Origin of the sequence: Stutzerimonas stutzeri KOS6 (assembly GCF_000307775.2) — a bacterium.
GTDB classification, from domain to species: domain Bacteria; phylum Pseudomonadota; class Gammaproteobacteria; order Pseudomonadales; family Pseudomonadaceae; genus Stutzerimonas; species Stutzerimonas stutzeri_B.
In genome coordinates this window covers 712,134-731,292 of sequence record NZ_KK020675.1, presented here as the reverse complement: position 1 = coordinate 731,292, position 19,159 = coordinate 712,134, and the positions used below count along the sequence as shown (strand labels likewise).

15 protein-coding genes are annotated in these 19,159 nt (G+C 66.1%); all 15 read right to left on the bottom strand.

The genetic code is table 11. From position 1 onward, the window contains the following. Nucleotides 1-205 precede the first annotated feature (205 nt). On the bottom strand, nt 206-1,843 hold the full coding sequence (locus B597_RS27380) for a thiamine pyrophosphate-binding protein (RefSeq protein WP_003295926.1): 1,638 nt from the start codon (nt 1,841-1,843) through the stop codon (nt 206-208). Nucleotides 1,844-1,907: 64 nt separating this feature from the next. Next, nucleotides 1,908-2,900, bottom strand: a complete 993-nt coding sequence (locus B597_RS27375) for a TAXI family TRAP transporter solute-binding subunit (protein WP_003295925.1) — start codon at nt 2,898-2,900, stop codon at nt 1,908-1,910. Between the two features lie 38 nt (nt 2,901-2,938). Then, complete coding sequence (locus B597_RS27370; protein ID WP_003295924.1) at nt 2,939-4,897, bottom strand: TRAP transporter permease; 1,959 nt, start codon at nt 4,895-4,897, stop codon at nt 2,939-2,941. Nucleotides 4,898-5,525: 628 nt separating this feature from the next. Further along, entirely contained in the window at nt 5,526-6,752 is a 1,227-nt protein-coding gene (locus B597_RS27365) for a benzoate/H(+) symporter BenE family transporter (protein WP_003295923.1), read from the bottom strand. A gap of 100 nt (nt 6,753-6,852) precedes the next feature. Further along, on the bottom strand, nt 6,853-7,656 hold the full coding sequence (locus B597_RS27360) for an enoyl-CoA hydratase/isomerase family protein (RefSeq protein ID WP_003295922.1): 804 nt from the start codon (nt 7,654-7,656) through the stop codon (nt 6,853-6,855). A gap of 25 nt (nt 7,657-7,681) precedes the next feature. Further along, entirely contained in the window at nt 7,682-9,214 is a 1,533-nt protein-coding gene (locus B597_RS27355; protein ID WP_024161688.1) for an AMP-binding protein, read from the bottom strand. Next, nucleotides 9,207-9,746 (bottom strand): (2Fe-2S)-binding protein, encoded by a 540-nt coding sequence (locus B597_RS27350; RefSeq protein ID WP_003295918.1) that lies wholly within the window; start codon nt 9,744-9,746, stop codon nt 9,207-9,209. Before B597_RS27350 ends, B597_RS27355 begins: the two co-directional genes overlap by 8 nt. Continuing rightward, the gene (locus B597_RS27345) at nt 9,730-10,557 is read right to left on the bottom strand and encodes an FAD binding domain-containing protein (RefSeq protein WP_003295917.1); all 828 of its coding nucleotides are present in this window, start codon (nt 10,555-10,557) and stop codon (nt 9,730-9,732) included. Before B597_RS27345 ends, B597_RS27350 begins: the two co-directional genes overlap by 17 nt. Next, nucleotides 10,554-13,529 (bottom strand): xanthine dehydrogenase family protein molybdopterin-binding subunit, encoded by a 2,976-nt coding sequence (locus B597_RS27340; protein ID WP_003295915.1) that lies wholly within the window; start codon nt 13,527-13,529, stop codon nt 10,554-10,556. Before B597_RS27340 ends, B597_RS27345 begins: the two co-directional genes overlap by 4 nt. Nucleotides 13,530-13,777: 248 nt before the next feature. Then, nucleotides 13,778-14,518, bottom strand: a complete 741-nt coding sequence (locus tag B597_RS27335) for an amino acid ABC transporter ATP-binding protein (protein WP_024161687.1) — start codon at nt 14,516-14,518, stop codon at nt 13,778-13,780. Between the two features lie 8 nt (nt 14,519-14,526). Next, nucleotides 14,527-15,255 carry an amino acid ABC transporter ATP-binding protein gene (locus tag B597_RS27330; RefSeq protein ID WP_003295911.1) on the bottom strand — a complete coding sequence of 243 codons (729 nt, stop codon included), beginning with the start codon at nt 15,253-15,255 and terminating at the stop codon, nt 14,527-14,529. After that, complete coding sequence (argH, locus tag B597_RS27325; RefSeq protein WP_003295910.1) at nt 15,252-16,754, bottom strand: argininosuccinate lyase; 1,503 nt, start codon at nt 16,752-16,754, stop codon at nt 15,252-15,254. The genes B597_RS27330 and argH overlap by 4 nt, the downstream gene beginning before the upstream one ends. A 20-nt stretch (nt 16,755-16,774) precedes the next feature. Further along, nucleotides 16,775-17,461: an amino acid ABC transporter permease gene (locus tag B597_RS27320; RefSeq protein WP_003295908.1), complete on the bottom strand. Its 687-nt coding sequence runs from the start codon at nt 17,459-17,461 to the stop codon at nt 16,775-16,777. Between the two features lie 7 nt (nt 17,462-17,468). Beyond that, nucleotides 17,469-18,131: an amino acid ABC transporter permease gene (locus tag B597_RS27315; RefSeq protein WP_003295906.1), complete on the bottom strand. Its 663-nt coding sequence runs from the start codon at nt 18,129-18,131 to the stop codon at nt 17,469-17,471. Between the two features lie 13 nt (nt 18,132-18,144). Continuing rightward, a complete protein-coding gene (locus tag B597_RS27310) occupies nt 18,145-18,987 on the bottom strand; it encodes a transporter substrate-binding domain-containing protein (RefSeq protein ID WP_003295905.1) in 843 nt (280 codons plus the stop codon). Nucleotides 18,988-19,159: the final 172 nt, after the last annotated feature.

Here is a 19,159-nt window from a genome sequence, read left to right as displayed (position 1 = left end):
TGCCCACGGGCGGGTAGGCTCCGGATGAAGGAGCCTTGTTCGCGATGGACTCGGTACAGTGGAAGTCTCTGCGCGGTCGAGACCGTCCCTCGGTTGGGGTAAGTGGCCAAGCCCACCTACACGCCAGTCGCCGCGAGGCGCGCTTCCCAGAAGTCGGGCACTGACGGTTTTGTGGGAGGCCAGGCCCGACCTCGAGGCGATGCGCTCAGGGCCGCAGGATCGCCGGGTCGATCATTACCTCGATGAGGAACGGACGGTCGGAAGCCAGCGCCTGCTCGAACACTTCGGCGAACTGTTCGGTGCGCTCCACCCGAGCGGCAGCGGCGCCATAGGCCCGGGCGAGGGCGACCATGTCCGGGTTGACCAGGTCGGTGCCATAGCGCCGGCCAGGGTAGTGCTTGTCCTGATGCATACGGATCGAGCCGTAGGAGCCGTTGTTCACCACTATCACGATGATGTTGGCAGCGTACTGCACGGCGGTCGCCAGCTCCTGGCAGGTCATCTGGAAGCAGCCGTCGCCGGCGAAGCACACCGCCGGGCGCGACGGCTCGGCAAGCTTGGCGGCAATCGCGGCAGGCAGTCCGTAGCCCATCGAGCCCGAGGTCGGTGCCAGTTGGCTGCCCCACTCGCGGAACGGGTAGAAACGGTGGACCCAGAGTGTGTAGTTACCGGCGCCGTTGCTGATAACCGCATCGGCCGGCAAACGGTCACCGATCCAGGCGACGATCTCGCCGAGCTGGAGTGGGCCTGGCAGTGCGGTCGGCTGCTGCCAGGCCTGACGGATTTCGCGGGCTCGCGTCAGCCAGGTCTGGCGCTCGTCGGTCCGTATGGGAGGCGCTGCCAGCTCGGCTGCGGCTTCGGCGAAATTTGCCACCGAGGCGCAAAGGGCCAGGTCCGGCCGGTACACACGGCCAGGTTCCTGCGCATCCGGATGGATGTGTATCAGTCGCTGCTGCGGCTGCGGCGCATCGACCAGCTCGTAGTGGCGGGTGGTGATGTCGCCCAGGCGGGTTCCGACTGCGATCAGCAGGTCGGCTTCCCGGATCATGGTGGCGAGCGCGGGGTTCATGCCCAGACCGGCGTCGCCAGCGTAGTTCGGGTGCTGGTTGTCGAAGCGGTCCTGGCGGCGGAAGGCGGTGGCCACCGGCAGGCCCTGCGCTTCGGCGAAGCGCTGCAGCTGTTGGCGGCAGTCGGCGCTCCAGCCAGAACCACCGAAAATCGCCAGTGGCCGTTGTGCCTCATGCACCATTTGCTGCAGTTGCGCCATCGCCGACGGCGCTGGGTAGCCCTGATTGACCGGCGCCGGTGCCAGTGGCAGCGGATCTACGGTTTCGAACAGCAGGTCTTCCGGCAGCCCGAGCACGACCGGGCCCTGACGACCGGATCGGGCAGTGGTGAAGGCGCGTGAAAGCAACTCGGGAAGGCGCCCGGCATCCTGGATATCGGCGGCCCACTTGGCCACCGAGCCGAACAGCGCACCGACATCGACTTCCTGCCAGGCCTCGCGTTGCTGGAAGCCGCGCGGCACCTGACCGACGAACACCAGCAGCGGCGTGGAGTCCTGCGCGGCGACATGCAGGCCCGCAAGTGCGTTGGCGCTGCCCGGCCCGCGGGTGACGAAGCAGACGCCCGGGCGGCCGGTGGTCTTGGCATAGGCCTCGGCCATCATCGACGCCCCGCCTTCCTGGCGACACACCACCAGGGCAATGTCGGGGGCGTCGTGCAGCGCGTCGAGTACCGGCAGGAAGCTTTCGCCGGGCACCGTGAACACCCTGTCCACGCCATTGCGTCTGAGCAGTTCGACGATGGCCTGGCCGCCATCGGATCGCTTGTCGGCTGTCATCTGATCCCTCACTGAGCTCGGGCAAAAAAAAAGCCACGCGGCGGTCGCCGCGCGGCAAGGGGGGTTACTTCAGCAGGCCGGCTTCGCGGTAGAACTTCTCGGCGCCCGGGTGCAGTGGCGCGGCAAGATTGACCGGCTCGACCGAGCCCTCGACGGTCCAGCCCTTCATCGAGCCGAACGAGCGCTGCAGCGCTTCACGGCCTTCCATGACGGCCTTGGTGATGGCGTAGGCATCGTCTTCGGAAACCTGGTCATTGGCATACAGCGAGGTGCTGAAGCCTACGCCTCGGACCGGCTTGTCCTGCTTCTCGAACATGCCGGACGGCATGGTGGCGCGGACGAAACCGAACTTTTCGAGGTAGGTGACGGCCTCGTCGCTGAGGTCGAGGAAGCGCTGCCCGGGGGTGATCGACAACTGCGCGGTATTCGGATGGCCAGCGGTGGTGATGCCGATGATCATGTCGATCTTCCGGTCGCCGAACTGGTCCTGCAGGATGCTCAGGCTGGACTTGCTGATGCTGCCGCCAAAGGACTCGATCGCCTCGTAGCTCAGGCCGTTGGCCTCGAGGATCAGCTTGGCGATGTATTCGTTGAGGCTGCCCTGTGGGCCGGTACCGATGCGCACCGGCAGCTTTTTCTCCTTGATCTCGGCGATCGACTGGATGGGGCTGTCATTCTGCACCGTGATGCGCTGGTAGTACTGGTCGAGGCCGCCAACCAGGCCGCGGACGTTCTCGATCTTGCGTTGGAACGGGCCGAACGGTTGCTGGGCCCAGGCGGCGACTGGCGGGAAGATCAGCCCGATGTCGGCGCGCTTGGCCGCCAGCAGCTTGGTATTGGCGATCGCCATCGGGGTGCCCTGGATGTCCACCGTGGAGCCTTGCGGCAGGCGCTGGAGCATTTCGCCGCGCAGGGCGCCGGCATAGGCGTACCAGGTGGTGCCGGTCGGTCCGGCGGCGAATTTGACGTTCACCGGTTCGGCGGCGAGCGCGCTGCCGCACAGTCCGATGGTTCCCAGCAGCGCAACCGCTGCGTGTTTCTTCAGTGCTTTGATCATTTTGTTGTTCTCCTCGGTTGATTTTGGAGGCCGGGCCATCAGGCGCCCGACCTTCCCAGCACACATTCGGCCCGCGTGGATCTGGCCTTGCGGCTTTGCCAGGCCCAGACCGCGCAGAGCAGCACCAGCCCGCCCAGCGAGGCCTTGATCACCGGAGTGATCAATAGCGCCGCGGCGACGAACAGAATCAGCGTTTCGATCAGCGAGCTACGGGCGCGCAGGTAGCCCACCACGCAGCCGGCCAGTGCGTAGCAGCCGATCAGCGCAGTGATCACTGCCGGAACGATTGCCTGCCAGTCGCCCTGCAGCAGCAGTGCCGGGCTGAAGACGAAGGCGAAGGCGACGAGAAAGCCGGCCAGGCTGTAGCGGAACGCTACCCAGCCGGTTTTCCACACATTGGCCTTGGCGATGCCTCCAGCGACGAAAGCGGCCAGTGCTACTGGCGGCGTGACCATCGACAGCGCCGCGAAATAAAGCACGAAGAAATGCGCCGAGAGGGCTGGCACGCCGAGTTTGTCCAGGGCCGGGATCGCCAGGATCGCGCCCATGATGTAGGCCGCGGTGGTCGGCATGCCCATGCCCATCACGATGACCATGAACATCACCAGCAGCAGTGCCGGGATCAGCATGCCGCCGGACATTGCCGTGACGAAGCTGCCGAAGGTCAGACCGAGGTTGGTGATCGAGGCGATGCCGACCACGATGCCGGCCCCGGCGCAGGGAATGGCCACGGCGATAGCGCCGCGCGCACCTGAGTCCAGCGCCTGCAACGAGTCGCTGAACACCGATCCGGCGGCCTTCAGCACGCCGCTGCCGCCTTCTGCCCGCAGGCCATCCCAGGCTCGGGTGCAGAGGCCGAATACCAAGGTGATCCAGATTGCCTGCAGAGTCGCCGAGCTCAGTGCGCGGCCGGCCATGATCTGGTAGACCAGCACGAATACCGGAATCAACAGGTACAACCGCTTGAGCACGCTGCCCCAGGTGGTGCCCAGTTCCGTACGCTTCAGTCCGGCCAGGCCCTTGCGCCGCGCCAGCAGGTCGACGACGAAATACAGCGCGACGTAGAACAGCAGCGCCGGGATCAGTGCGGCGATCGCCACCTCGGCATAGGGGATGCCCATGAACTGGGCGATCAGGAATGCCGCCGCTCCCATGACCGGCGGCATGATCTGCCCGCCGGTGGAGGACGTCGCCTCGACTGCCGCGGCTTCTTCGGCGCTCATGCCGGACTTCTTCATCGCCGGGATGGTGAACATGCCCATCACCGCGGCATTCGCTGTCGCACTGCCGCTCACCGAGCCGAACAGCGTGGAGGACACGATCGATACCTTGGCCATGCCACCACGGAAACGACCTACCAGCAGCACCGAAAGGTCCATGAACAGCTGCCCGCCACCGAACAGCTGGAGGAAGGCACCGAACAGCAGGAAGTAGAAGACCTGGTTGTAGGAGACGATGCTGGGAATGCCGAACACACCCTCGTTCTGCATCGTTTGCATGTCGAGGAAAGTCTCGAAGAACAGCCGGCTCGGTTCACCGTCGTGGCCGATGATGCCCAGCATCGGGATCTCGCGCAGTTGCGGGCCGATGAACTGGTAGGCCAGGAACACCAGGATCACCACCGTCAGGCCCATGCCCAGCGCGCGGCGTACGGCCTCGATCACCAGTACGATGGTGGCGATGCCGACCACCATGTCCAGCGTGGTCAGGGGGTCGACCATGGCGATGCGCATGTTCAGCATCTCGCCGCTGCGCAGGTAGTGAAGCGCGATGGCGACCGCGACCGCAGCCAGCAGGTAGTCCGATAGCCGCGCGAAGGTGAAGCGACCGACCTCGCCCTTGCGCAGCGGGTGGGTGATGAACGTCAGCACGACGCCGAACATGATATGGATGGGCACTGCGACGATCAGGTCGAGCGGCGTGCCGTAGACCATGTAGATCTGGAAAGCCGCCCAGCAGAGCGCGACGAACGAGGCGGGGTTGGCAAGGTTTTTCATGATTGTCTGCCGTATCGGGTGAGGGCCGGGGCCGAAGTCGGAGTGCTGCGCTACACGGCGAGCGTGCCGCGCTGGGCAGTCAGTGGTCTTCGGCGGTGCGGATGCGCAGGGGCGTGTGGCCCATATGCGGGCGCGGCGGTCTCACCGGTGGGGCAATGGCAAGGCGGGGGATGAACCCACGGGGCGGGTGGCTGTTCATGATGATCACCGTTGTTGTTTTTGTCGGTTGTCTCGGGGCCGGGGCTCGCCGGACCAGAGTGCTTCGGTAGGTTCATCTTATGGGCCTGCCGAAGTGCCTGGCCATTAACGAATTTTGATACGCGTCATCAGGTGCTGCTCTAGCTACGAAGCAGACTCGGCCGAATCGCCCCGAGGTCGGGTCTCCCACAGAAGCAGCCGGTGCACACTTAACCTTGTGGGAGGCGCCCCCTGGCGGCGACCCTGGGCGCCCACCCTGTCGCTCAGCGTTCGATCTCGCCGAGCAACCAGGACACCGCGATGCCCGAAGCTACGAAGCAGACTCGGCCGAATCGCCCCGAGGTCGGGCCTCCCAAAGAAGCAGCCGGTGCACACTGCACCCTGTGGGAGGCGCCCCCTGGCGGCGATTCCTGGGCGCCCACCCTGTCGCTCAGCGTTCGATCTCGCCGAGCAACCAGGACACCGCGACGCCGGACAGCAGCGCCCAGAACGGCGAGCTGATGCCCAGCAGCGAGAATTGGCTCATGGCCACTGCCAGCGCCACGAAAGCGCCGATCTGACAGGCACCGCCTTTCTGGAACGCCTGCTGCAGCGAGCCGAGCAGCACTCCGATCATGGCCAGCCCGGCCACCACCACGATCAACGCCTTCGGGAAAGCCAGGATGAACGGCACCGCGAGACCGGCGAACAGACCGAAGAGGGCAAACAGCACGCCGTTGACCAGCGCCGCGCCATAACGCAACCGCGGATCGTCGCCGGCCTGCTCGGACGAGCAGATCGCCGTCATCGGCCCGGCGATATTGGCGTTGTGGCCCCCCAGCAGGCCGGCCAGCACGCCGCCGATGCCGCTGATGACGGTCATCGCATTGACCGGCGGACGATACCCTTCGGCCATCAGCACGCCGGTGGCCTGGGCGTTTTCCGCACCGATCACCAGCGCCGTGAGCGGAATGGTGATGGCCAGGAAGGCATCGAGCGAAAAGCTCGGTGCGGTGAGTGCGGGCATCACCCAGGCGATGTTCACATCGGCCGGCTGTAGCTGGCCGAGGGCGAAGGCCATCACCAGCCCGACCACACCGGCGACCAGCACCGGCGGCACGGCGCGAGTGAGTCGTGTGACCACAAAGAAGCTCAGTGCGGCGACACCGGCAATCAGCGGCGCGCTGACGATGGCGTCGATGGCACCCGTGGCGAAGCGGATCAACGCCCCGGCGATCATCGCCATCACGATCGGCATCGGCAGCCAGCGCATCAGTCGGCCGATCAACCCGGTGATACCCAGCACGAAGACCAGCAAGCCGCTCATGATGAACGCGCCTACTGCATCGCTGAAAGGAATGACGGTGAGCGAGGCCGCGAGAATCGCGGCGCCGGGAATGGTGTAGGCGCCACAGATCGGTTGCCGGTAGCGCAGCGCCAGGAACAGGCTGATCAACCCACCGAGCACGTAGATCGCGAACAGCCAGGCGACCGTCTGGGCATTGCTCAGGCGTCCGGCTTCGGCGGCGTTGATCACCACCAGGGCCGGCCCGGTGCAACCGAACAGCGCGGCCACCACGCCGGCACTGATGGACTTGGAATTGAACGCCCGGCGCAGCGTGGGCTCGCCGGTGGCGGGGGATTTGCCCACGGCTGGGTGGGAGAGATTCTGGGTCATGGCAACGCCTTCGCTTGTTGTTGTTTGCGTTCGCTCGTTCGCCGCGTGCCACCCGGGGCCGGGTGGCACGCGTGCAGGCGGCGGTCATCCGCCGCGGGGCTTATTCGCCGCGGAAAACCGCTGGCCGCTTGCCGTGGAATGCCTCGACGCCTTCCTTGAAGTCGGCCGAGCTGCGCAGGCGGCTGTAGCAGTGGCCTTCCATCTCGATGGCGACCTTCAGCGGCGCATCCTCGTTGTCGTTGATCAGCTTCTTCGCGGTGCGCTGGGCCAGCGGCGAGAAGCGGCGCAGTTCGTCGACCAGCGCATCGACCGTGCTTTCCAGCTCGGCGTCCGGCACGCATTCGGTGACGAAGCCCCAGTCATAGGCCTGTTGGCCGGTGACCCGCTTGGCGCGCATGACCATGTGCTTGGTGCGGGTGATGCCGATCATCTTCTGCAGGCGTGCCGAACCGCCGGAGCCGGGGATCTGCCCCAGATTCTGCTCGGGCAGTGCGTAGCGGGCGGTTTCCGAGGCGATGCGGAAGTCGCAGGCCAGCGACAGTTCGAAGCCGACGCCAAAGGTGTAGCCGCGGTTGGCGACGATCACCGGCTTGCTGCAGCGCTCCGGCGCGGCGACGTTCCAGGCCAGTTTGGAGACGTGCTCCGGCGAGGCCTCGAGGAAGCCCCTGATGTCCCCGCCGCTGGAGAAATGCTCACCCTGGGCACGCAGCACGATCACACGCACGCCGGGATGCGCATCGAGCGCCTCGAATACCTGGCGCAGCGTCTCGCGCTGGCTCATGGCGATGACGTTATACGGCGGGCGCCCGAGAATGATGTCGGCGCGCTCGCGAGCGGTATCCAGTTCAACGGTGAAGCCGTCGAATTCGCTGGCGAGAAACTGTTCGAGGTTGCTGTCGTTCATGGTCTTTCCTCTTGTCGAATGGGCTTCAATTGGCGGCCTTGAGTACGTCTCCGTACTGGGCCACCAGCACGCGGCGCAGGATCTTGCCGACGGGGGATTTGGGAATCTGCTCGATGAATTCGTAGCGGCGCGGGCGCTTGAAGCGCGCCAGGCCGGAGGCGACGCAGTGCGCGTCGAGTTCTTCTTCGCTGACCGGGTAGCGCAGCTTGATGAAGGCGGCGATCAGCTTGCCCCACTGTTCGTCGGGCAGGCCGACCACCGCGACTTCCTCGACCGCGGGATGCAGCGAGAGCGTGTTCTCGATCTCCGCCGGGCTGACGTTCTCGCCGCCGGTGATGATCAGGTCGTCGACCCGGCCGGTGACGAAGAGGTCGCCGTCGTCATCGAAATAGCCGGTGTCGCCGGTGAAGTACCAGCCCTCGCGCAGCGACTTGGCATCGGCGTCGGGGCGCTTCCAGTAGCCCTCGAAGGCTTCGTCGCTGGCCAGGTCGGCGATGATCTGGCCTTCCTCGTTGGGCTTGGCGAACTGGGACGGCGACTGGGCATCGAGGCCGACCACGCGAATCCGCTGGTTCAGTGCGCAGCGGCCCGACGAGCCGGGCTTGCGTGCCGCGAGCTGGTCGATGGTGAAGGTGTAGATCTCCGAGCTGCCGTAATGGTTGACGAACAGTTCGGGCTGGAAGGCCGCCTCGACCCGGCGCATCAGGCCATCGCTCATGGGCGCGCCGGCGAAGCCGATCTTGCGTACGCTGGCGACCCGCTCGGCGCTGAACGCCGGGTGCTCGATGAGCATGTGATAGAGGGTCGGCACCAGGTACAGATTGCTGATCTTTTCACGCTCGATGGCCTCCAGCGTGGCTTCGACGTCGAATTTCGGCACGCAGACGAAGTGTCCGTCGATGAGGGCCATCGACAGCAGCGAGCGCACGCCCATGGTGTGATACAGCGGCATCACGCCGAGGGTGCATTCCTCGTGGCCATAGAGGTTCTGCGCCACGTGCGCCACCGCCGCCGCGCGTTCGGCGCGGTGCCGGCGCGGCACGCCCTTGGGCCGGCTGGTGGTGCCGGAGGTATAGAGCATCAGCGACCAGTCCTCGGGACCGGCGCGCAGGATGGTTTCGGCCGGCGCCTCGGCGCACAGCTGTTCGAAGCTCAGCGCGCCGCCGGCCAGCGACGCGCCCACGGCGATGCACGGAATCTGCAGTTCGCCGCAGGCCATTACCGCTTCGGCGGCGGAGTCGTCGTGGACCAGCGCACGGGCATCGGCATCGGCCAGGCACCAGGCCAGGTCTTCGGCCGTGCAGCGCCAGTTCAGCGGGGTCATGACGATGCCGCTGAACTGGCAGGCCCAGTGCAGCGTCGCCATCTGCCAGCGGTTCTGCATCACGGCCACCAGGTGGTCGCCCTGGCCGAGGCCGAGACGCTCGAGCCCGTGGGCTGTGCGCTGGATGTCGTCGAACCAGGCCGCATAGGTCTTCTTCAGTTCGCCGTCACTGATTGCTACCGCCTCGGGGCGGCGCTCCACCGCGGCGAGAAAGCTGCGTCCCAAATCAAACATGAGTGCTCTCCGATGGTTCTTGTTGTTGTGGGGCTTGCTGTCGCGAAGCCTGGCGTTGTTGCGCCACTTCGAGCACCGCCTGGACCATGCCGGTGTAGCCGGTGCAGCGGCACAGGTGGCCGGACAGCATGTCGCGTACCTGGGCCTCGTCCGGCTCGGCCACGCGCTCGAGGAATTCCACGCAGGACATCAGGATGCCGCTGGTGCAGAAGCCGCATTGCAGCGCGTGATGACGGCTGAAGGCCTGCTGCAGGTCGTTCATCACGTCATCGCGGGCCAGCGACTCGACGGTGTCGATGCACCGCTCGTGGGCCTGCACCGCAAGCATCAGGCAGGAGCGCGAGGCGACACCGTCGACCAGCACCGTGCAGGCGCCGCAGACGCCGTGCTCGCAGCCGACATGCACACCGGTGGCGCCCAACTCGTGACGAAGGAAGTCGCACAGTTGCATGCGCGGCTCGGCATGGCCCTGGCGGTCGCGCCCGTTGAGCTTCAGGCGGACGGGAAAACGTTGGTCAGCTGGCGCGCGCATGGTCTTGTTCCTCGATGAGTTGCTGGCCGAGCTCGCGCACCAGATGGCGCCGGTACGCCGCGCTGGCGTGTACATCGTCCTGGGCGCCCAGCGACCAGGCGAAAGCGTTGAGTGCGTCGGGCAAACCCTCACCGCGCGGCAGGCGGCGCAGCACCGGGCGGTCGGAGACGCCGCCGATGCCGAGTTCGACCGCGTCCTCGCGGATGCAGGCAGCGAGAGCCACCAGGGCGAAGTCGCCGTGTCGCATGGCCACTTCGCGGAAGCGGTAGCGCACCGTCGGATCGGCCAGCGGGAAGTGCACCTCGCTGACCAGCTCGTCCGGGCGCCGGGCGGTGGTCAGTACGCCCTGGAAGAATTCTGCGGCGGGCACCTCGCGCCGCTTGCCCTTGAGCGACTCGAGCACCACCCGGCCGCCAAGGGTGACCAGGCACAGCGGAATTTCGGCGCTGGGGTCGGCGTGTGCCACCGAGCCACACACGGTGCCGCGGTTGCGCGTCTGGAAGTGGCCGATCCACGGCAGTGCGCGGGCCAGCAGCGGCACTTCGTCGGCGAGGCTGGCGCGGTCCATCAGCTCGACCTGGCGCACCGCGGCACTGACCTTCAGGTGGCCGCGCTCGACCGTGAGGCCATGCAGGTCGTCGGTGTGGTTGATGTCGATCAGCACCTTCGGCTGTGTCAGGCGCATGTTCAACACCGCCATCAGCGACTGGCCGCCGGCGATGATCCGTGCCTGTTCGCCGTGCTCGGCGAGGATTTCCAGCGCCTCGCGCTTGTTGGCGACGCGAACGTATTCGAATGCGGCCGGTTTCATTGTGCACCTCCTTTGCCGAACAGCCCGAGCAGGCGCTGCCACAGGCCGCTGCGTACCGGCGCGCCGGTCAGGCGCTGCGCCAGGCGGCTGAAGATCTGCCCGATGATCACCTTCGAGGCGCTTTGCAGCATGCGCCCGCCGACCGCGGCGACCTTGCCGCTGACTGCGGCGTCATAGACGTATTCGAGGCGTGTGTGACCGTTGTCCAGCTCGACGAAGCGCACCCTGGCACTGCCGGTGGCCGAGCCCATGGGGCTGTTGCCCGAGCCGGACAGCTTCAGCGAACGGGGCGGGTCGAGGTCGGTCAGGCCGACCCGGGCGGCGAAGCGCGCGCGGATCATGCCGACGCCCACGGTAACGTCGGCGCGGTAGTGGTTCTCGCTCTCCAGCTCCAGGGCGTGGCAGCCGGGGATGATCGCCTTCAGTGTTTCCGGGTCGAGCAGGGCGTCGTAGACCTCCTGCGGCGAGGCGGGGATTTCCACCGAATCCTCGGCTTGCAGGCTGGAGCCGCCCGCCACCTTGGGCGCCTCGAGCACCATGCCCTCGGGCGCCGGGGGCTCGTCGATGCCGATCATCGTGCGCACCCGCGACGGCGTCAGTGGCAGGCGGATGTCCGAGCGGCCGAGCGCATCGGCCACGGCATTGGCGACGCACACCGGCGTGCTCATGTTGTTGCCTTCGCCGACGCCCTTGGCGCCCAGCGGGGTGAACGGGGAGGGCGTTTCCATGTGCAGGATCAGCGGTTCGATCGCTTCCGGCGCGGTCGGCACCAGGTAGTCGGCGAAGGTACCGGAGAGGAAGCTGCCATCGTTGGCATAGGCGAACTCTTCCATCAGCGCCACGCCCAGTCCCTGGGTGAAGCCGCCGCGGATCTGCCCGTCGACCAGCATCGGATTGAGGATGCGCCCGGCATCGTGGCAGGTGACGTAACGATCGATGTGTACTTCGCCGGTGATCCGGTCGATTTCCACCGCGCAGATGTCGAAGATGAAGCCGTAGCACAGCGAGCTGTTGATGCAGTCTTCGTCGCTCGGTGCGGCCAGCTGCGGCGGGGTCCAGAATGCAGTCTCGCGCAGGCCGCCGAGCTCGCCGTCGGGCAGCAGCCCGGGCGACCAGTGGGTGGCCCCGGCGATGCGGTGGAACGGCTGGCTCGGCCCGTCCTCGACGAACACCTTGCCGCCGGCGAAGCGCACCTCTTCGGCCTGCACGTTCCACATGGCCGCGGCGATGCCGGCCATGCGCTCGCGGATGCGCAGCGCCGCGTTGTAGACGGCCCCGGCGACAGCGCCGGCGAAGCGGCTGGAATAGTTGCCCGAGGCGATCGACCAGGCGTCCTTGCCGGTGTCCAGCTCGACATTGACGCTGATGCCTTCGAGCGCCACGCCGAGTACTTCGGCGACGATCTGCGCGGCCACCGTCTGATGACCCTGGCCCTGCGGCGTCGAGGCGACGAGCACGCTGACACTACCCAGCGGGTCGACGCTTACCGTGGCGGTGCTCACCGCGCCGTTCTTCGGTCCGGCCTTGCGCCGCTCTTCGGGCGTCATCGCGACGGTGATGTAGCCCATGTTGGAGATCGATGGCTCGACCACGGCGGTGTAGCCGATGCCATAGATGCGACCCTCGGCGCGCGCCTGCTCGCGGCGGCGCAGCAGTTCGTCGAGACCGCCTTCGCGTACCGCCAGGTCGACCGTGGCCGGGTAATCGCCGGAATCGAGTAGCGCACCGGCCGCGGCGCGGTAGGGAAACACGCCGGCGGGGACGAGGTTGCGGCGGATCACCTCGAGCGGATCGAGGCCCAGCTCCACGGCGACCTGATGCATCAGCCGCTCCAGCGAAAAATACACCTGACCACCGCCAAAACCGCGGTTCAGGCCGCTCGGCACCTTGTTCGTCAGCACCACGCGGTTACGCACCAGCAGGTTGCGGATCGCGTAGGCGCCGGTCAGGTTGCCGTGCATGCGATAGAAGGTGGCCGGCTCCGGGGCGCGCAGGTAGCCGCCGCAGTCGTCGATCTGGTCGTACCGGAGCGCCACTACGCGGCCGTCGGCTTCCACCGCCGCCTCGATTTCGCAGACCCGGTTGGTCGCGCTGGAGCTCGCTTGCAGGTGTTCCAGGCGGTCCTCCACCCATTTCACCGGGGCGCCGACCTTGCGCGCCGCCAGCCCCATGAGCACGACATAGGGGAACACGCCCTGCTTGATGCCGAAACTGCCGCCCGAATCCGGCGGGGTGCGCAGGCGCAGGCGATTGGCGGGCACGTTCAGCGCGCGCGACATGACCGAGTGCAGGGCGTAGGGGCCCTGGAAATTGGACAGCACGTCGTAGGTCCCGGTGGCCGGCTGGTACTGGCCGAGCACCACGTAGCACTCGATGGGCGTGCAGGAATTGCGCGGGAAGTGAACCTTGATCGAGACCCGCTTTGCGGCTTTGGCGAAGGCCTCCTCGGGCTCGCCGTAGCGGAAGTGGCGCTCGTTGACCACGTTGCTGCCGACCGCCTCGTGCAGCACCGGCGCGTCTTCGGCAGTGGCGGCTTCCGGATCGACGATGGCCGGCAGCGGCTCGTATTCCACCTTCACCGCATCCAGTGCGTCTTCAGCCAGATAGCGGTCATCGGCGATCACCACGCAGACCGGTTCGCCGACGTAGCGCACCTTGTCCACCGCCAGGCACCAATGCTCCATCGGTGCGCGCACACCGACCGGGAACGGATTGGCCCAGCGCTTGACGTCCTCGCCGGTCAGCACGCCGTGCACGCCGGGCATGGTCAGCGCGACGGAGGCATCGACGGAAAGCACCCGGGCGTGGGCGTGAGGCGAGCGGACGATAGCGGCGTGCAGCGTGCCGGGCGGCGTGGCGACATCATCGGCATAACGGCCAAGCCCGCGCAGCAGGGCGGTGTCCTCGACGCGGCGCTGGGACTTTCCGATATGACCGGTGGCGGCCTCGGGAGAGCTCTGATGCATGTTCATGGGCGGCTCTTGTTGTTCTGCGAAGCGATTGCCACCGATTCTCGGCAATCGCCCCTCCCATCGCTTTGCCCAACGCTATTCGTTTATGCGCTTGAGTCCGAAAATTTGCCTTTGAGTCTGATCGAGTGATTCGCCCGAGTACTTTGGGTCGCCGTGGACCGTGCGAGCGACCGGCCGATATGCCAGCCCAAACGAAAAGACCCCGGCCTGGCCGGGGTCATTCGGTGTGATGCTGGACGTATCGCTCTTTAGTGAATGATCTTCGAGAGAAACTGCCGCGCCCGCTCGCTTTGCGCGTGAGCGAAGAAGTCTTCTGGCACGGCGGTTTCGACAATCGCGCCGGCATCCATGAACACCACGCGGTCGGCGACCTGCCGGGCGAAGCCCATTTCGTGGGTCACCACCAGCATGGTCATGCCCGATTCGGCCAGCGCGACCATGGAGTCGAGCACTTCGCCGACCATCTCCGGATCGAGTGCAGAGGTCGGCTCGTCGAACAGCATGATTCTGGGTTCCAGGCACAGCGCCCTGGCTATGGCGGCGCGCTGTTGCTGGCCGCCCGAAAGCTGTGCCGGATAACAGTCGGCTTTGTCGGCGATGCGCAGTTTGTCCAGGTGTTGCATGGCTCGTTCGCGGGCCTTGCGCTTGTCCATGCCAAGCACGTGGACGGGGGCCAGGGCGCAGTTGTCGGCGATGCTCAGGTGCGGGAACAGATGAAAGTTCTGGAACACCATGCCGACGTGCTCCCTGACTCGGGTGATGCTCGTGGGCGATGTATCGAGTGCGATGCCGGCTACATCGAGGCGGCCATCCTGGAAGGGCTCCAGCGCGTTGATGCAGCGAATCAGCGTCGATTTGCCCGAGCCGCTGGGGCCGCAGATCACCAGCCGTTCGCCGGCGGCCACCTGAAGGCTCACGTCGCTGAGGGCATGGAAGGAGTCGTACCACTTGTTCAAGCCATCGATCTGGATGATGGGGGTATCGGGCATGGGAGGGCTCACTTCAATACGTGGGTGAGAAACTGGCGCGTGCGCGCCTCGCCAGGTTGGGCGAACAGCTGGGCGGGCGGTGCGCATTCGATGATCCTGCCGCCGTCGAAGAAGATCACCCGGTCGGCCACTTCCCGGGCGAAGCCCATCTCGTGGGTGACCACCACCATGGTCATGCCCTCGGCGGCCAGTTCCTTCATCACCAGCAGCACCTCATTGACCGTCTCGGGGTCGAGCGCCGAGGTCGGCTCGTCGAACAGCATCAGCCTGGGTTGCATGGCCAGCGCCCGGACGATGGCCACCCGTTGCTGCTGGCCACCCGAAAGTTCGGCGGGCATGGCCTGCGCCTTGTGCGCGAGGCCGACCCGTTCGAGCAGCTTCATGGCCTGGGCTTCGGCATCAGCGCGGCTCAGACCGCGCAACTTCATCGGTGCCAGGGTCATGTTGCGCAGGATGCTGAGGTGCGGAAACAGGGTGTAGTCCTGGAACACCATGCCGACTTCGTCGCGTAGCCGGGCCATCGATTCGCGGCTGCTGGCCGAGCCGGTCAGTACGATGTCGTCGGCCGTCGCCGGTTCCAGATTGTTCAGGCAGCGGATCAGGGTGGATTTGCCCGAACCGCTGGGCCCGATTACCACCACCACTTCGCCTTCGGAGATGTCGAGATCGACACCCTGGATGACCTCGGTGTCGCCGAAGCGTTTGCGCAGTCCGCGTACGGTCATCAGGCTGGTCATGATTGTGCGAGCCTCTCGGTGGCGTCCTGCAATACCTGGCGAGCCTCGGCCTGGCGCTGGCGACGCTTGGCGTGGGTGGCGCGCTCCTGCTCCAGGCGCAGGCGTGCGGCGTCGATGTGCACGGCTTGGGCACTGGCCGCCGGACCTCCGGGCAGACTGCGCGAACTGACGTTTGTCACCGGGTCCAGCGCCTGGCGAACCTGCTGCTCGTCCAGTCCGAGGGAACGGCCGAGCTGCTGCTGGGCGGCGTGTTCGACCATCGCGCTGTCGATGCGACTTGCCGGCAGCCCGTCATCCATCGCCTGGCGCACCACGGCCCCGACTACATGGTGGGCTTCGCGGAAGGACAGGTTGGCCTCGCTGACCATCAGGTCCGCCAGGCCGGTGGCCGTGGAGAAGTCTTCGGCGGCTTTGCGCAGACCTGCCTCGAGGTTGGGAGTCGCGGTGCGCAGCACCAGGTCCAGCAGGGTCAGGCATTGCTGGCACTCCTGCGCTGATTCCCAGAAGCCGCGCATGCTCTCGCGGTTGCCGTCGCCGGTATGGGTGAAATTGGTGCCCTTGATGGTGACGGCCGATGCGACCAGCGAGCCGAGCACCTGGCCGGTACGTCCCTTGAGGTACTCGAGAACGACCGGATTCTTCTTCTGCGGCATGATGCTGGAGGTGCCGGCGACGCTGTCCGGGAAGTCGATGAGGGCGAACTCATGGGTCGACCAGACGAAGAAATCCTGCGCCACACGGCTCCAGAACACCGCCAGCAGGGTCATCTGCGCCATGCTTTCCAGGGCGAAGTCGCGTGAGCCGACGGCATCCAGCGTGTTCTCCAGGAAGCCATCGAAGCCCAGCAGCTCCGCGGTGCGTGCACGGTCGATGGCGAACGGTGTGCCGGCGAATGCGGCGGCGCCCATCGGGCTGCGGTTCATGTTGTCGAGCGTGGCGGCCAGGCGTTTGCAGTCGCGCTCCAGCGCCTGGGCCACGCCGGACAGGTAGAAGCCATAGGTGATCGGCTGTGCCGGCTGCAGGTGGGTATAGCCCGGCATGATCGCTGCGCTATGCTGCGCCGCGCCGTCCAGGGCACTCTGGCGCACCCGGAAGAGGCCATCGAGCAGGTCCATCAGTACCTCGCGGCCGCGCAGGCGGTCGAGGGTGGCCAGCAGGTCGTTGCGGCTGCGGCCGATGTGCAGGCGTCCGCCGATGTCGGTGCCGACCTTGTCGATCAGGTGCGCCTCGTAGTTGAAATAGGCATCTTCGCGCAGCGGGTCGAGGGCCACGGCCTGCGGGCCGACCCGCTCCATCTCGAGAACGCCGCGGGCCAGGGCGACGGCTACCGCCGGGGCGATCAGGCCGCACTCGGCGAGCATGACGATATGCGCCTTGTTGACGTCACCGAGGTAGCCGAAGCCGTCGGCGAACCCGGCGAGGCGCGGTGCGTAGATGAGGTCGCAGACTTCCGCTGCGGTGGGTTCCTTGAGTCGGCGGCTGACTTTGGATTCGAGCATGAGGGTAGGCCTTCTGGACATCAGGGCTGAGGTTGGGTGAGCCGGGACGCATTGCGGCCCAGGCGACGTTCGAGGTAGCGGCTGAGCCAGGTCAGCGCGCTGCAGATGACGAAGTAGACGAGCAGCACGACGCTGTAGACGGTGAAGGCGGGGTTTACGCCGCCCATCATGGTGCTGCGCTCGACGATGATCTGACCGACCTTGAGGAACTCGCTGACACCGACCAGGGCGCCCAGCGAGGTGGCCTGCACCAGCAGGGTCAGCAGGCCGGTATAGGCTGGCAGGATGGCCTTGAGTGACTGTGGGACGACGATGTACACATAGATGTGCCAGGGTCGCAGGCCGAGCGCCCAGGCGCTCTTCCACTGGTGCCGGGGCACCGAGAGCAGGCCGCCGCGGACGATTTCGATGCCGTTGGCGCTGCCCCACAAGGTCAGGCCAAGGGTCACCGCGGCGAAGGGGCTAAGGTTGACGCCCAACAGCGGCGCGCCGAAGAAGATGAAGAACACGTTGACGATCAGCGGGATCGAGCGGAACAGCTCGACGTAACCGTGGATCGCCCAGCTTAGCGGGCGGTTCTTCACCGTCGCCAGGGTGCCGAGCACGACTGAAATCAGCGTGGTGAACAACAGGATCACCAGCGCCAGCTTCAGGGTCATGAGCAGGCCCTTGGAGATGAATCCCCAGTTCTCGATCACGAATTCCATGACGGCCTCATTGTTGGAAGGGGCGTTGCAGGCGCGCTTCGAGGCGCCCCGCAAGCAGGGCCAGGACCGCCACCAGGGCGAGGTAGATCACGCAGATGGCAGCGAACATCTCGATGGCGCGGAAATCCGTGGCGATACGGTCCACCGCGACAAAGGTCAGCTCGGCCAGTCCGATGGTCTGCAGGTACGCCGAGTTCTTCAGCAGCGAGATGGCCGTGTTGAGCATGGCCGGCAGGCTGATGCGAAAGGCGATAGGCACCGCGATCAGGCGGAAGAACTGACGCGACTGCAGGTTGAGCGCCATGCCGGCCTCCCGCAGCCCTTTGTCGATTGTGGCCAGGCCCCCGCGCAGATTCTCGATCTGGTAGGCGCCCGCCCAGAGCGACAGGCACAGCACGCCCGACCAGTACAGCGACAGCTTCATGCCGACGGCGGGCAGGCCGTAGAAGATGAAGAACAGCTGTACCAGAATCGGCGTGTTGCGGATCAGTTCGACATAGAGCACCACCAGTTGTGACAGCACTGGCAGCTTGAACAGCCTGACGCCGGCGCCCAGCACGCCGATCATCAGCGACAGCACGATGCTCAGTGCGGAAACCTGGAGGGTCATCCATAACCCGTCGAGCAAGGCAGGCCACTGCGCGAGCAGGTAGTCGAAATCGAAGCTCATGGGAAACCGCCGATCAGTGGGATTCTTCGGGCTTGGGCTGCTCGAACACGCTCAGGTAGTAGCCGCGGATGGCTTCCGGCACGTATTGCTCGATCCAAGGGCGGAAGAGCCGTTCCTCGTGCATGCGCTCGACGGCGGCGGAGAGGTAGGTTTGCCACTCGTCCTCGCCCTTGCGCAGGCCGATGGCGGCGTCGGAAATCTGGAACGGCTCCTGGACCAAGCGCAGCGAATCGTCGTTGCCGGTCACCACCACCAGGGTTGCGGCGTCGTGGGTGTAGGCGTCGGCGCGGCCCTGGCGGAAGCTCTGCAGCGCATCGGCGGCGCTGTTCAGGCGCAGGGTCTTGACTTCGGGCATGCGCTCTTCGAACCACTTGGCCTGCACCGAGCCCTTGAGCGTTGCCAGGGTCTTGCCCTTGAGGTCGTCGATCTTTTCGATGCCGCTGTCCTTGCGCACCAGCACGTCACTGGCACCCCAGCGATAGGGCTGGGTGAAGGCGATCACGCGCTGGCGCTCCGGGGTGACGCCCAGGGTGGCGATCAGCAGGTCGACCTTGCGGCCGAGTAGCTGAGGCACGCGGTTTTCCGCGGTCACGCAGGTAAAGGTCACGCTGTCCTTGGAGCCGAGGGCCCATTCGGCGATCTGCCGGGACATTTCCACTTCGACTCCGGCGAAGTCGCCGTTGTTGTCCTGGTAGCCGTAAGGTGGTTGGTCGCAGCGCACGCCTGCGCGCAACTTGTCCTGCTTGCTGATGGATGACGGCACGGGCGGCATGCCCTCAGCGGCCACCGAATGGGCGGCGAAGCCGAGCGAAGCGGCGACGACAAGGGCGAGCGAAAGCTTGGGGAACAATGGCATGGGTGTCTCCTGTTTGTTGTTATCGCAATGGGTGAGCCTGAGCTCGAGCGGAACCATGGCAGTTAGGAGTAGCGGAACGTTGGTATGAGCCTCGCTGTGCGTTCCGATCACATTGACGCGGGCCTTGGCTGAAGTTTTAAAGGGAATGGCTCATACTGACAAATGCCAATAC